Source organism: Allobosea sp. P1_B10 (genome assembly GCF_056406735.1).
In genome coordinates this window covers 265,375-279,020 of sequence record NZ_JBFTZP010000003.1, presented here as the reverse complement: position 1 = coordinate 279,020, position 13,646 = coordinate 265,375, and the positions used below count along the sequence as shown (strand labels likewise).

General features: G+C 67.4%; 10 protein-coding genes. 3 read left to right on the top strand and 7 right to left on the bottom strand.

Features of this window, described 5'->3' with window-relative positions; translation table 11 throughout:
* Positions 1-82 precede the first annotated feature (82 nt).
* Positions 83-1,030, bottom strand: a complete 948-nt coding sequence (locus tag AC1D2L_RS08735; protein WP_476845464.1) for a threonine ammonia-lyase — start codon at positions 1,028-1,030, stop codon at positions 83-85.
* Positions 1,031-1,372: 342 nt separating this feature from the next.
* Between AC1D2L_RS08735 and AC1D2L_RS08730 the strand changes: the two genes are divergently transcribed.
* Positions 1,373-2,992, top strand: a complete 1,620-nt coding sequence (locus AC1D2L_RS08730; RefSeq protein ID WP_476845463.1) for an ABC-F family ATP-binding cassette domain-containing protein — start codon at positions 1,373-1,375, stop codon at positions 2,990-2,992.
* 33 nt (positions 2,993-3,025) lie between these two features.
* On the opposite strand, the gene AC1D2L_RS08725 is transcribed toward AC1D2L_RS08730, so the two are convergent.
* Positions 3,026-5,365, bottom strand: coding sequence for a molybdopterin guanine dinucleotide-containing S/N-oxide reductase (locus AC1D2L_RS08725; protein WP_476845462.1), 2,340 nt, complete (start codon positions 5,363-5,365; stop codon positions 3,026-3,028).
* 306 nt (positions 5,366-5,671) lie between these two features.
* A complete protein-coding gene (locus AC1D2L_RS08720; RefSeq protein ID WP_476845461.1) occupies positions 5,672-6,397 on the bottom strand; it encodes a GNAT family N-acetyltransferase in 726 nt (241 codons plus the stop codon).
* A 96-nt stretch (positions 6,398-6,493) separates the two neighbouring features.
* Between AC1D2L_RS08720 and pdxR the strand changes: the two genes are divergently transcribed.
* Both pdxR and AC1D2L_RS08710 read left to right on the top strand, forming a co-directional pair.
* Entirely contained in the window at positions 6,494-7,990 is a 1,497-nt protein-coding gene (pdxR, locus tag AC1D2L_RS08715) for a MocR-like pyridoxine biosynthesis transcription factor PdxR (RefSeq protein WP_476845460.1), read from the top strand.
* A gap of 255 nt (positions 7,991-8,245) precedes the next feature.
* Positions 8,246-9,136: a dihydrodipicolinate synthase family protein gene (locus AC1D2L_RS08710; RefSeq protein ID WP_476845459.1), complete on the top strand. Its 891-nt coding sequence runs from the start codon at positions 8,246-8,248 to the stop codon at positions 9,134-9,136.
* Positions 9,137-9,149: 13 nt separating this feature from the next.
* Here AC1D2L_RS08710 and AC1D2L_RS08705 read toward each other — a convergent pair whose 3' ends face one another.
* The 4 genes from AC1D2L_RS08705 to AC1D2L_RS08690 form a co-directional block, all read right to left on the bottom strand.
* Positions 9,150-10,085, bottom strand: a complete 936-nt coding sequence (locus AC1D2L_RS08705) for a dihydrodipicolinate synthase family protein (RefSeq protein ID WP_476845458.1) — start codon at positions 10,083-10,085, stop codon at positions 9,150-9,152.
* Positions 10,086-10,145: 60 nt separating this feature from the next.
* Positions 10,146-11,357: a M24 family metallopeptidase gene (locus AC1D2L_RS08700; RefSeq protein WP_476845457.1), complete on the bottom strand. Its 1,212-nt coding sequence runs from the start codon at positions 11,355-11,357 to the stop codon at positions 10,146-10,148.
* 47 nt (positions 11,358-11,404) lie between these two features.
* A complete protein-coding gene (locus AC1D2L_RS08695; protein WP_476845456.1) occupies positions 11,405-12,124 on the bottom strand; it encodes a GntR family transcriptional regulator in 720 nt (239 codons plus the stop codon).
* A gap of 142 nt (positions 12,125-12,266) precedes the next feature.
* Positions 12,267-13,547, bottom strand: coding sequence for a DUF763 domain-containing protein (locus AC1D2L_RS08690; RefSeq protein ID WP_476845455.1), 1,281 nt, complete (start codon positions 13,545-13,547; stop codon positions 12,267-12,269).
* Positions 13,548-13,646: the final 99 nt, after the last annotated feature.

Below are 13,646 nucleotides of genomic sequence, written 5' to 3'. Positions count from 1 at the left end.
CGTCCACGCGCAGCCCTCCTCTCACGGTTTGACGATGCGGGAGCCTAGCATCGCGCCACGCACGCAGCAATTGCGGGCGGGCTCAGTTGGCGGAGAGGCCGTCGGTTCCTGCGCCGCAGACCAGGGCGCAGATGCGCGTGCCTGTCGCGAACGAGGCCCGTCCCGACTGCAGCGCTGCGACGGCGGCTGCGCCGGACAGGTCGGCGGCAAGGCCGAAATCGAACCAGAGCGAGCGCGCCGCCTCCTGCATCTCGTCGTCGGTCACCAGGACGACCTCGTCGACATTGCGGCTCACCGTCTCGAAGATCGCCTGGTCGGTCTGGCGGCAGGACATGGTCGCGACGCGCGTCTCCAGCCTGTCGAGCGCCACCAGCCGCCCGGCCGCCAGGCATGCGTGCAGCGTTGGCGAACCCACCGGCTCGATGCCGATGATGCGGGTCTGCGGGCGCAGCGCCTTGATCGCGGTCGAGAGACCCGAGATCAGGCCGCCGCCGCCGATCGCGACCAGGATGACATCGACATCGGGGAACTCGTCGAGGATATCGAGCCCGAGCGTGCCCTGGCCTGCCACGACGACCGGATCGCTGAAGGGATGCGCGTAGGTCGCTCCGGTCTTCTGCGCATAGGCGAGCGCTGCGGCATTGGCGTCATCCCAGATATCGCCGACGATCTCGACGCTCGCGCCCCATTGCCGGAGCTTTGCGACCTTGTCGGGCACCACGTTGGACGGCAGGAAGATCATCGCCTTCGCCCCGAGCACATGGGCAGAACGGGCGATGGCGAGGCCATGATTGCCGCCGGACGCCGTGACCACGCCGCGCGCCAGTTGCTCTGGCGCCAGCGTCAGCAGGCGGTTCATCGCGCCGCGCGCCTTGAAGGAGCCGGCCGGCTGCAACAGTTCGAGCTTGAGCATGACGCCGCCGCCGAAATCCACGCCGCTCTTGGCATGGGCGAAGGGCAGAAGCGGGGTCTTGCGGATGTGGGGAGCGATGCGCTCGCGGGCGGCGCGGATATCGGCGAGATCGATCAAGACAAGTCACCTCGATAGGAAGCCGCGATCAGGCAGCGAAGGCCCGGCCGGATGCGTTCGGGCTCAAGACGCCGGTACAGGATTCCGGCGGCGACGCAATGCGGAATTCGGGCGTCGGGAACTCTTGGGCCATCGCGGTGTTATCGACGGCGTCCTCACCGACGCCGTGTGGCTCGCCTGCTCACCCTCCCAGCTGGCTGGAGAGCCACACGTCCCTATCCCGGGCTAGGGCCGGGGATCGCCGGCACTTCGCAGCCGGCAGGTGGCGACGTTGACGCACTTCCATGCTCGCCAGCCATAGCGTAAGCCCCCCGGGACCTCCTCAAAGATCCCGTGAGCAGCATGATCCGCCTCGAAAACATCGGCAAACAGAACGGCCAGCAAATCGTCTTCATCGAGGCCTCCGCGGCGCTCCAGAAGGGCGAGAAGGTCGGGCTCGTCGGCCCCAACGGCGCAGGGAAGACCACGCTGTTCCGGATGATCACCGGCCAGGAGCTGCCCGACGAGGGTCAGGTCGGCGTCGATCGCGGCACCACCATCGGCTATTTCAGCCAGGATGTCGGCGACATGGCCGGCCGCAGCGCGGTCACCGAGGTGATGGATGGTGCCGGCCCGGTCAGCGCCGTGGCGGCCGAGTTGCATGCGCTCGAGACCGCGATGGCCGATCCCGACCAGGCCGATATGGACGCCGTCATCACCCGCTATGGCGAGGTCCAGGCGCGCTTCGAGGAGCTCGACGGCTATGCTTTGGACGGCCGGGCGCGTGAGGTTCTGGCGGGACTGGGCTTCAGCCAGGAGATGATGGACGGCGATGTCGGCGCGCTCTCGGGCGGCTGGAAGATGCGTGTCGCGCTCGCCCGGATCCTGCTGATGCGCCCCGACGCGATGCTGCTCGACGAACCGAGCAACCATCTCGACCTGGAAAGCCTGATCTGGCTCGAGGAGTTCCTGAAGGGCTATGACGGCGCCCTGCTGATGACCTCGCATGATCGCGAGTTCATGAACCGCATCGTCAACAAGATCGTCGAGATCGATGGCGGCGCGCTGACCAGCTATTCCGGCGATTACGAATTCTACCAGCAGCAGCGCGCGCTGGCCGAAAAGCAGCAGCAGGCGCAGTTCGAGCGTCAGCAGGCGATGCTGGCCAAGGAGATCAACTTCATCGAGCGCTTCAAGGCGCGTGCCTCGCATGCTGCGCAGGTCCAGAGCCGGGTCAAGAAGCTCGACAAGATCGACCGCGTCGAGCCGCCCAAGCGCCGCCAGACCGTGTCGTTCGAGTTCCAGCCCGCGCCGCGCTCGGGCGAGGACGTCGTCACACTGAAGGGCGTGAACAAAGCCTATGGCAGCCGCACGATCTATGAGGGGCTGGACTTCCAGATCCGGCGCAAGGAGCGCTGGTGCGTGATGGGCGTCAACGGCGCCGGCAAGTCGACGCTGCTGAAGCTGGTGACCGGGGCGAGCGAGGCCGACACCGGCACGGTGGCGCTCGGCAGCACCATCAAGCTCGGCTACTTCGCCCAGCACGCCATGGAGGTGCTCGACGGCGACCGTACCGTGTTCCAGTCGCTCGAGGACAGCTTCCCGCAGGCCGGGCAAGGCTCGCTGCGTTCGCTGGCCGGCTGCTTCGGCTTCTCCGGCGACGATGTCGAAAAGCGCTGCCGGGTGCTCTCAGGTGGCGAGAAGGCGCGGCTTGTCATGGCAAAAATGCTCTATGATCCGCCGAATTTCCTCGTGCTCGACGAGCCCACCAACCATCTCGACATCGCCACCAAGGAAATGCTGATCACGGCGCTGGCGCAGTATGAGGGCACCATGCTGTTCGTCAGCCATGATCGCCACTTCCTGGCCGCGCTCTCGAACCGCCTGCTCGAACTGACGCCCGACGGCATCCACGCCTATGGCGGCGGCTATACCGAATACGTCGCGCGAACAGGCCAGGAAGCGCCCGGCCTGCGCAGCTAAAGCGATCTGACGGCGTCCGGGGCCAGGGTAGCCCTAGGAGGCCCGCGCCGGCACAGGCGGTTCAAAGGCCTGGATCGGCGGCAGGTTGCCGTCGAAGCGCTCGACCTGGACGGTGGTCAACTGCCCGGTACAGCCCTGCGAGAGCGCCGAGGTGCCGACATCGCGCGTCAGCACGTTGGGGTTGCCATGGACGCAGAGCGGCTTGTCCTCGGTGGGGTCGATCGGGTCGTACCAGGCGCCCGTCGGCAGTTGGACCACGCCCTGGCGGATGCCATCGGTGACGCGGACGCCGGCGAGGCAGGCGCCGCGCTCGTTGGAGATGCGGATGATGTCACCGTCCTTGATGCCGCGCAGTTCGGCGTCCTGCGGATGCATCCGCGCGACCTCGCGGCCGCGATGCTTGGCGCCGTCGCTGTGGCCGCCGAAGTCGAACTGGCTGTGCAGCCGGGTGCGCGGTTGGTTGGCGACCAGCACGTAGGGCGTCTTGCTGTCGGGAACGTTGGTGGCGCCCAGCCAGGTCGGGTGGCCCGGGCAGTCGGGTTCGCCGAAGCCGGCAATCGTTTCGGAGAATATCTCGAGCTTGCCGCTCGGCGTCGGCAACGGGCTCGCAGCCGGATCGGCGCGAAAGGCGCGCAGGCGGCCACCATCGTCGGGCAATTGCGGCAGTTCATAGCCTTCGCTGGCCCAGAACTCGGCAAAACTCGGCGCCGGAAGGCCGGCCGCAGCCAGGCCAGTGCGGGTCGGCTCGTAGAGATGTTCCAGCCATTGCCGGACGCTGCGCCCCTCGGTGAAGGCCTGCGCGGTACCTAGCCGCTCGGCCAGCCCGGCGAAGATCGCGTAATCGTCGCGCGCCTCGCCATAGGGCGCCACGACTGGGTGCATTGGCAGAAGCAGCGGATCGTTGGAGCTGCCGCCGATATCCTCGCGCTCCAGCGTCATCGTGCAGGGCAGGACGATGTCTGCATGCCTTGCAGTGGCGGTCCAGGCGAGTTCGTGGACGACCAGCGTGTCGAGCTTCGCAAAGGCCTGCCGCAGGCGGTTCAGGTCCTGGTGATGGTGGAAGGGATTCCCGCCGGCCCAGTAGACCAGCTTGATCTCGGGATAGGTCCGGGTCTGGCCGTTATAGCGATAGGTCGTGCCGGGGTTGAGCAGCATGTCCGAGATGCGCGCGACGGGGATGAAGTCGCTGATCGGGTTCTTGCCCTGCGAGAAGGTCGGCACCGGCACGGCGTTGTAGCGGCGCCCGTAATAGGCGATCGCGCCCAGCGCATAGCCATAGCCGCCGCCGGGCAGGCCGATCTGGCCGAGCGCAGCCGCCAGCACCATGCCCATCCAGACAGGCTGCTCGCCGTGCTCAGCACGCTGCAGTGCATGCGCCACGACGACCAAGGCGCGCTTGCCATGCAGGCGCCGGGCAAGCGCCACGATCTCGTCGGCGGGAATGCCCGCGATCCCGGCGGCCCACGCGGCATCCTTGGGCTGGCCATCCGTCTCGCCCATCAGATAGCGCTCGAAGACGGGCCAGCCTTCCGTGTAGCGTTCGAGGAAGGCGCGGTCGTGCAGCCCGTCCGCGACCAGCGTGTGGACCAGGCCCATCATCAGGGCGGTGTCGGTGCCAGGCTGGCAGGAGACCCATTCGGCGCCCGCCTCCTCCGGCAGGTCGCCGCGCAGCGGGCCCACCAGCAGGAACTCGCAGCCACGCTGTTGCGCCCGCTCCATCGCGCCGCGCTCGACATGCTTGCTGACGCTGCCGCCCGCCACCATGCTGTTCTTGAGCGCCATGCCGCCGAAGGCGATGACGATCTCGCTGTGATCGGCGATCTGCTCCCAGGAGACGTTGCGCTTCACCAGGTCCTCGTACTCACCGATGATATGCGGCACGAGCACGGCTGAGGCGCCCGAGGAGTAGCTGTTGACCGATTTCACATAGCCGCCGGTCGAGGTGTTCAGGAAACGGTGGATCTGGCTCTGGGCATGGTGGAAGCGCCCCGCGCTCGCCCAGCCATAGGAGCCGCCGAAGATCGCGCCCGGGCCAAAGCCGTCGCGCACGCGCTTGAGCTCGGCTCCGAGCAGATCCAGCACGGCCTCCCATGACATCGAGACGTACTCATCGCGGCCGCGGCGGTCGTCTGGACCGGGTCCGTGCTCCAGCCAGCCGCGGCGCACCATGGGCTGCGCGATGCGCGCACGGTGGCGCAACGCAGCCGGAAAGTTCTGGATGATCTCGTTGGGATCGGGATCGCCCGCATGCGGGCGCACCTCGAGTTCGCCGTCGCGCATGCGGGCCGAGAACACGCCCCAATGCGAGGTATGCGGCTTGAACGTCTCGTCTGTCGCGGGAGCGTCGGTCAGGGTGGCATCCGAGGTGGTCATCGCAGGTCTTTCCGCAAGCAAGGCAGCGTCGATGCACACGATATCGCCGCAGTGGTTGCAAGGGAAATCTGGGCGACCTGCCGCAACGCGAGGCGCAAGCACCCTGATGAGACTTAAGGTTGTGGTTCCTCATGCGCGCTCGATGGAGCAGGCTGGGTTCGCATGGACCCATCGCGTCATCCTGGACCAGCCGCGAAGTGGCGCAGATCCGGGATCCATCGTAAGGCTCCGGAACGCTCCAGTGGATCCAGGGCCGCCCTTCGGGCGCCCAGGATGACGGCGCGTTCGATTGGAACTCAGCGGGCCTCAGGCGCCGAAATCCGCGCGAACCTCCTCCAGCCTGCGCTTCTGCTCGCCGTCGGCGTCGAAATTCGCCGGATCGAGCCAGGCTTCATAGGCCTGCCCCAAGGCCGGCCATTCGCCGGCGATCACCGAGAACCAGGCGGTGTCGCGGTTCTCGCCCTTGGCCACCATGTGGTTGCGGAACAGTCCCTCGAACTTGAAGCCAAAACGTTCGGCCGCGCGTTTGGAGGGGCCGTTGCGGTCGTTGCATTTCCACTCGTAGCGCCGGTAGCCCAGCGTCTCGAAGGCGTATTTCATGAAGAGGTACTGCGCCTCGGTGGCGGCCGGGCGACGCGCGATCTGCGGGCCCCAATAGATGCTGCCGATCTCGATGACTCCGTGCGTCGGGTCGATCCGCATCAGCGTCTGGCGCCCTGCAACGACACCGCTCGCCTTGTCGATGACGGCGAAGAAGAGCGGGTCCTCGCTCGCGGCCACGCGCTCGAGCCAGGGCTGGAAGGCCGCACGGCTCTCCGGCGCATCCTCGAACAGCCAGGCGAAGCGCTCGGCCGCATCGGGCACACTGCTGGCTACATAGAGCTCGTCGCCATGCCGGGCGGGATCGAGCGGTTCCAGCCGCACATAGCGGCCCTCAAGCGTCTCACGCGCGGGCCGGGGACGGGGTTGCCAGTTCTGCAGGCTCTCTGTCACGACATTCTCCCATCGGCGAACCCGAAGCGGACCCGTCATTGCCGTTGATAGCGCGCGGATGGTATAGGCACGAGGCACGGAAACCCGCCATTCGACCAGGTCACTTTGCATGAGCGCGCCGATTGGTTTCCTCGCATGAGCCGCCGCGGTTCAGCCGACATCGCCCTGCCGATCAGCCTGCGCCGCCAGGCGGGCGCACCTGCGATCAGCGACCAGATGGCGGCGCAGATCCGTGCGGCGACGATGACGGGTGCGCTACGGCCGGGCGATCGCCTGCCCTCGATCCGCGACCTCGCCACGCGCCTGAAAGTCGCCCGCGCGACCGTCGATACCGCCTATGCCCAGCTCGTCGCGGAAGGCTATCTGGAGACGAGGATCGGCTCGGGGACGCGCATCGCCGCACAACTCCCGCAGGAGACGCTTTCGGTCGCGTCGCGGGCGTCAAAACCGCGGAATGCGGCCAGCACCGGCACCCGCTCCCTGCCCGCGAAGGCGGTGCTGCTGGCAGGGGCTGCGCAGATGCAGTCGCCGCAGCGGCCACTGCCGCTGGCCGTCGGGGTTCCCACGGAAGAACTCTCGCCGGGAAAAGCCTGGACCCGGATCTCGGCGGGGCTGGCGCGCACGCCGTGGCGAAATGCCGGCTACGCCCCGCCCCATGGTTTCGGGCCGTTACGCGAGCAGGTGGTGGACTATGTCCGGCGCATGCGGGGCATCCAGTGCGAGCCCGACCAGGTCATGATCACGGCCGGGACGCAGCAGGGGCTCTATCTCTGCGCGCGCGTCCTGTTTTCGGCCGGCGATGCCGTCTGGATGGAGAACCCCTGCTACCAGCCGCTCATGGCCGTCGCACGCGACGCCGGGCTCGTCCCCGTACCTGTGCCGGTCGATGCCAAGGGCATGATGGTCGAGGCCGGCATTGCGTTGTCCCCGGCGGCAAAAGGCGCATTCGTGACGCCTTCGCACCAGTTCCCGCTGGGGATGGTGATGTCGATGGAGCGCCGCCTGGCCCTGCTGAACTGGGCGCGGGAGAGCGGCGGCTGGATCGTCGAGGACGATTACGACAGCGAGTTGCGCTATGCCGGCCGGCCCTTCCCCGCCTTGCAGGGGCTCGACGGCGCAGACGAGGCGGTGGTCTATCTCGGCACCTTCAGCAAGATGCTCTTCCCGGGCCTGCGGCTGGGCTACATGATCGCGCCCAAAGCGCTGATCCCCGCCTTTGCCGGGGCGCGCCTGCTGATCGACCGGCAATCGGCCAGCGCCGAGCAGCAATTGCTGGCCGAGTTCATGGCTGGCGGCCACTACGAGGCACATATCCGGCGGATAAAATTCATTTTCGCGAAGCGGCGGCGCGTGCTGCTGCAGGAATGCGCGGCCGAACTCGCTGCCTTCGGCGCGATGGTCGAGGGCGACCAGGGCATGCATACGGTGTTTTGCCTCCGCGACCGCACGGACGATGTCGCGCTTGGGCAAAGGCTCAGAAGCGCCGGGATCGAGGCGCGTGCCCTGTCGCCCTACTACAATGGCGGCGACGTCCGGTACGGGCTGATCCTCGGCTTCGGCAGCTTCCAGCCCGACGCGATCAAGGGCGCGGTGCAGGGTATCCGGGATGCACTAGAAGAAAGCGCAGCCTGAAGTGACCTGCCCATAGCAAGCATTTCCGGCCCTTCTTGCTGAGCCATTAAAGGCCTAGAGGACACCGAGACCTGACGGAATTGCATCGTCATCCTGGGCGGCCGGAGGGCGTCCCGGGATCCATCGTAAAGCGCTCAGGCCTTTCGATGGATCCCGGATCTGCGCCGCTGCGCGGCTTGTCCAGGATGACGAGACCGTTCCGTGCCAGCTCTTCACGCCTAGACCGTCGCGACTTTCTCCGCAGGGATTTCCACCATGCTGTCCTTCAAGGGCCTTTCCGCCTTCCCGATCACGCCGATGGATGCCGACGGCCGTGTCGACGCCGATCTGCTGCGCGGCCTGCTGACGCGCCTGGTCGAGGCCGGTGTTTCCTCGATCGGCCTGCTCGGCAGCACCGGCTCCTATCCCTATCTGTCGCGGGCCGAGCGCCGGCGTGCCATCGAGATCGCGGTCGCCCATGTCGGCTCCATCCCGATCCTGGCCGGTGTCGGCGCACTGCGCACCGACGAGGCCGTCGCGCTGGCACAGGACGCCAGGGCTGCGGGCGCAGCCGCCGGGCTGCTGGCCCCGGTCTCCTATACGCCCCTCACCGATGACGAGGTCTTTGAGCATTTTGCCAGCGTCGCGCGCGCGGCCGGGTTGACGCTGTGCATCTACAACAATCCCGGCACCACGCATTTCAGCTTCAGCCCGGAGCTGATCGGGCGGCTCAGCCAGATGCCTGAAGTCCCGGCGGTGAAGAACCCCGCGCCGGCTGCCGATGCCGTCGCCGCCCATCTCGCGTCCTTGCGGGGGCTGGTGCCAGCCGGTTTCTCGCTGGGATATTCGGTCGACTGGAACGCGACGGAGGCGCTGCTGGCCGGGGGCGAGACCTGGTACAGCGTGCTCGGCGGCCTGTTCCCTCAGCCCTGCATGCGCATTGTCCGCGCCATCCAGAGGGGCGACGCCACGGAGGCGCGCAGGCTTAACGCCGAGTTGCAGCCGCTCTGGGATCTCTTCACCAAATACACAAGCCTGCGCGTGGTCTACGCGGCGGCGCGGGTGCTTGGCCTGACCCGGACCGAGCCACCGCGCCCGATCCTGCCCCTGGCCGCGCCAGCCGAAGCCGAGATTGCCCGGACCCTGGACAAGCTCGGCCTGCGCTGAACCTTCGGCAGGCTCAGGCCGCGGCCCAGGCCTTGTACCAGGTGTTGAACAGCGCGAGCTGTGTCTTGGCGTGGTGCTTCTGGGCCGTGCTCAGGCTGTCGGATTCGTTGAAGTGCAGCTCGTATTCCGGGCTGCCTTCCAGCACCATCAGGTACTTGTAGAACAGCACGAGGTCCGGACCCTCGTCGAAGCCCGACAGGACCGCAAGCGCGCCATCGAGCTCGAGCGCCTTGCGGCGGGCGACCACATCGCCCTTGGCAGCCTGCTCGCACAGCGCCACGAGATGCAGCACCGGCTTGGGCAGAACATTGCCGATACCGGTGATCGCGCCGCTTGCGCCGCAATTCACGAAGCCGTGGAAGACCTGGGTATCGACCCCGACCATCAGCGTGATGTCTGCGGATTGTCCCGAGATCGTCTCTGCCGCGTAGGTCAGGCTCTTGGCGCCGCCGAACTCCTTGAAGCCGATCAGGTTCGGGAACTGCCCACGCAGGTCGAAGAACAGGTCGGCGCGGGTCTCGAAGCCATAATAGGGGCTGTTGTAGATCACGGCGGGCAGGCCGTTGGCGGCCTCGAGGATGGCCGAGAAATGCGCGCGCTGAGCCGTCGCCGAGGGGCCACGTGAGAGCACGCGCGGGATCACCATCAAGCCCTTGGCCCCGACCTCGCTGGCGTGCCTTGCGAGGGATGCGGCGCGCTGCGTGTTCTGCGCGCCGGTCCCGACGATGACGGGAACGCCGGCCTGGGCGAGCCTGGCGACGCCCTCCTGGCGCTGCTCGTCGGTCAGCAAAGGCCAGTCGCCCATCGAGCCGCAATAGACCACCGCCGACATCCCGGCCGCGATCAGCTCCTGGCCCTTGCGGACGAGCGCGTCGAAATCGGGGCTGCGGTCAGCCTTGCAGGGGGTCATCAGGGCCGGAATCGTGCCGGAGAAGATATCCGAAGCCATTTGGCGTTTCCTTTTTGGTGGGATGGGGGAGCGGTTCAAAGGCGGCCGGGGCGGAGCCGGTCAGGCCTCGCAGGCAAAGGGATCGTCGACCGTATGCGCCGGCTGGGTGAACCAGCGGGCACCGTCCTGTGTCATGTAGGCGATGTCCTCGAGGCGGACGCCGAATTCGCCGTAGATGCACATCATCGGCTCGATCGAGAAGCACATGCCGGCCTGGAGGGGCGTCTTGTTGCCCTTCACCATGAAGGCCTCCTCGTGGACATCGAGGCCGAGGCCGTGGCCGGTACGGTGCGGCAGGCCCGGGACCTTGTAGCCGGGACCAAAGCCGGCGGCCTCGATGACACCGCGCGCGCCGAAATCGACGTTCTCGCAGGGGGCGCCGAGCTGGGCGGCGGCAAATCCGGCGAGCTGCGCGCGCTTCTCGAGGTCCCAGATCTCGCGCTGGCGCTCCGTCGGGGTCCCGAAGACATAGGTGCGGGTGATGTCGGAGCGATAGCCGCCGAGCTTGGTGCCCATGTCGATCAGCACCATGTCGCCATCCTGAAGCGTCTGCTCATAGGGCACGCCGTGTGGGTAGGCGGTCGCCTCGCCGAACTGGGCGGCGCCGCTCGTCCAGCTCATGCCGAGCTTGAGATGGGCGCGCTCGAGGAAGTCCTTCACCTGGGCTGTCGTGACGCCGACCTGCAACGCCCGGGCAGCGGCGCGATGGACTTCCATCGTGATGTCCATGGCGCGCTGGATCAGCGCGATCTCGGCGGCCGATTTCAGCTGCCGGCACGCGGCCGTGATCGAGGCCCCTTGCGTGAAGGCAAAGCGGTTTCCGGCCTTGCGCAGCCCATCGACGATGTAGAACGGCGTATGCGGATCGAGCGCGACCTGCCCGCTCTCGTAGCCCATGCTGCGGATGGTCTCGACGACCAGCTCGGTCGGGTCCTCATGCTCTTCCCAGCAGCGGACATCGTCTCCGAACTTCATGTATTCGCGCGTCTTGGGCTCCTCGAATGCCGGACTGAGATAGGCGATCTCACCCTCGACGGGGATGACCGCGCCGTGCAGGCGCTCGCTCAGGCCGAGCTCTATGCCGGTAAAATAGGCCAGGCTGGTCGACGTATCGAGATAGAGAGCCTGCAGCCCCTGCTCGCGCAGCAGTGCCTGTGCCTTGGCGACCCGCTCCTTGAATTCCGCGACCGCGATCGGCTCGATGCCGTCCGTCATCGGCTTCAGCCTGGCGAGTTCCGCCTCGAAGCTCGATCCGCCCACCCCGATCGTCATGCCCGTGATCCCCGTCTGTTGTTCGTGATGAGTGCGATGATGGCGCGTCAGGCCGCCGAGGCGCCGGGCGCGAGTTCCTCGTCGGCGTCGGGCTGAAGCAATTGCAGCAGGTCCTGGCGGACCGCGAGCACATGGTCGAGCGTCAGCCTGGCCGCCCCCTCGGCATCGCCGGCGCGGCACAGCGCCAGCAGCGCGGCATGCTCTCGTCTCGCCCGCGCGATCGCGCCCTCCGACATGGCGAGCTGGACGCGAGTATAGCGATCGGTGTTGGCGAGCAGCACCCGCACCAGCTCGATCGTCTGGCTGCGCCCCGCGGCGCGATAGAGCGAGAGATGGTATTCGGTGTTCAGCTCGCCCCAGGCATCGAGGTCGCGCTCGCGGATCGCGGTCTCGTAATCCGCCAGGATTCCCTCGGCGAGCGCGAAATCGCCCGGCAGCAGATGCGGCACGGCACGCCTGATCAGGTCGGGCTCAAGCATGGCCCGAAGGTCGAAGAGCTCGGCGATATCCGAGGCCGAGAGCGACGTGACCACGGCGCCGCGATGCGGATGCAACGTGACGAGCCCCTCGGCGGCAAGCTGGTGGAAAGCCTCCCGGATCGGGATCCGGCTGATGCCGAACTCCTTCGCCAGCGCGTCCTGCCGCAGCGCATCACCGGCCGCGACAGCCCCGGACAGGATGCGGCGGCGCAGCTCGGCCACGGCCGCCCCTGTCACGGTCTGCCGGAATTGCGGCAGTTTGGGACGAGGAGAGTGTGTCGCAGCCATCGCAATTCCCGGTTCAGGACCGGCAGAACAAAGCGGACGGGCCCCTGTCCTGTCAATTGGATAAAATCGCCAATATGCAATCGAGCGCAGTTCGACTATGGTGAGCAGCGCCTCGGCCGTTACCGGGATCGCGAAGGGCGCGTCAGCGCTTCCCGGCTTCAGCCGTTCCCAGCGGTTCGCTTTCGGCTTCCGCCTGTTCCCAGCCGAAGACGCTGCGGCCACCGTATTCGGCCGAGCGCAGCCGCTCTTCCGTGACGTACTCGTCGAGCGTAGGGCCGGTTGAGACGCGCTCAAGGCGGCGGCTTTCCCGGTCGAGCCTGGCGATGGCGGCGAGCCTGTCGTCCTGCCCCAGCTTGGCGCGGTCGACGGCGGATTTCAGCACTGCGATGGTCTGGTCATAGACCTTGGTAGGCACGGCGAAGGGCTGCCGGTCCTTGCCGCCATGCGCCAGCGAGAAGCGCGCAGGATCTGCGAACCGGCAGGGCGCGCCATGGATCACCTCGGCGACCATCGCCAGCGAGCGCACCGTGCGCGCGCCCACACCCGGCACCAGAAGCAGCTCGGAAAAGTCCGCCGGACCGCTATCGGCTGCCGCCGTCAGCGCGCCATGCAGCCGTCGGGCGATCACATCCTTGGGCCTGACATCGTGATGAGCCGGCATGACGAGATGGGGCAGCGCCAGCTGTGCCGGCGCAGGGACCGGCGGGGCGCGGTCGCGCTCCAGAGCCGAGAACGCCCGGACGATGCCATCGGGCCCGATCTCGCGCAGCAAGGCGAGCTGGCCGTCGCGCGAAGTTGCGGCACGCCTGTCGGTGAGGTTGATGATGTTGCCCTGGCGCTCGCCGTCGATGGCGGCATGGGGCGCCTCGACGAAGCTGCCCAGTCCCTCCGACTGCCAGTGATAGCGCCGTGCGAGGCCGCCATCGCCATTCATGCCCTGCTGGACCACGACCCATTGGCCGTCATCGGTGACGAAGAAGCCGTGGAGATAAAGGTCGAAGCCATCCTGCACCGCCGCGCTGTCGACCTTCGCGACGAGCCGGCTCGCGGTTGCGAGTTCCGCGCCGTCAAAGCCGACCCTGGCCCCGATGCGCTCCAGCTCGACCGGAGTCTGACGGGAGTGCCGGCCACGGCCGCCGCAGACATGGAGGCCCAACTCGCCCGAGAGCGGTGTCAGGCCCCGCTTCAGGGCCCCGATCACGCTCGTGGTAATGCCCGAGGAATGCCAGTCCATGCCCATGATCGCGCCGAAGGACTGGAACCAGAAGGGATGCGCCAGCCGGCGCAGCAGTTCCTCGCGGCCATAATGATGGATGATCGCCTCGCAGATCACCGCGCCGAGCTGCGTCATCCGCTGCCCGAGCCAGGCCGGCACGCGGCCGTGATGCAGTGGCAGGTCGGCGCTGCCGGATCGCCGGGTCATGCCTGGAACCTCGTGAACGGAATAGGAACGATTGATATAGCGCGGCCACTCCGGGGTTGCCAGCCGCTTGCCTCCGAAGCGCCGCCACCCGGCACGGCC

What these genes read in the sequence shown, in the direction of transcription:
- AC1D2L_RS08700 (WP_476845457.1), bottom strand. Translation starts at nt 11,357, where the DNA reads ATGACGATCGGGGTGGGCGGATCGAGCTTCGAGGCGGAACTCGCCAGG.
- pdxR (WP_476845460.1), top strand. Translation starts at nt 6,494, where the DNA reads ATGAGCCGCCGCGGTTCAGCCGACATCGCCCTGCCGATCAGCCTGCGC.
- AC1D2L_RS08690 (WP_476845455.1), bottom strand. Translation starts at nt 13,547, where the DNA reads ATGACCCGGCGATCCGGCAGCGCCGACCTGCCACTGCATCACGGCCGC.
- AC1D2L_RS08705 (WP_476845458.1), bottom strand. Translation starts at nt 10,085, where the DNA reads ATGGCTTCGGATATCTTCTCCGGCACGATTCCGGCCCTGATGACCCCC.
- AC1D2L_RS08695 (WP_476845456.1), bottom strand. Translation starts at nt 12,124, where the DNA reads ATGGCTGCGACACACTCTCCTCGTCCCAAACTGCCGCAATTCCGGCAG.
- AC1D2L_RS08720 (WP_476845461.1), bottom strand. Translation starts at nt 6,397, where the DNA reads ATGACGGGTCCGCTTCGGGTTCGCCGATGGGAGAATGTCGTGACAGAG.
- AC1D2L_RS08725 (WP_476845462.1), bottom strand. Translation starts at nt 5,365, where the DNA reads ATGACCACCTCGGATGCCACCCTGACCGACGCTCCCGCGACAGACGAG.
- AC1D2L_RS08710 (WP_476845459.1), top strand. Translation starts at nt 8,246, where the DNA reads ATGCTGTCCTTCAAGGGCCTTTCCGCCTTCCCGATCACGCCGATGGAT.
- AC1D2L_RS08730 (WP_476845463.1), top strand. Translation starts at nt 1,373, where the DNA reads ATGATCCGCCTCGAAAACATCGGCAAACAGAACGGCCAGCAAATCGTC.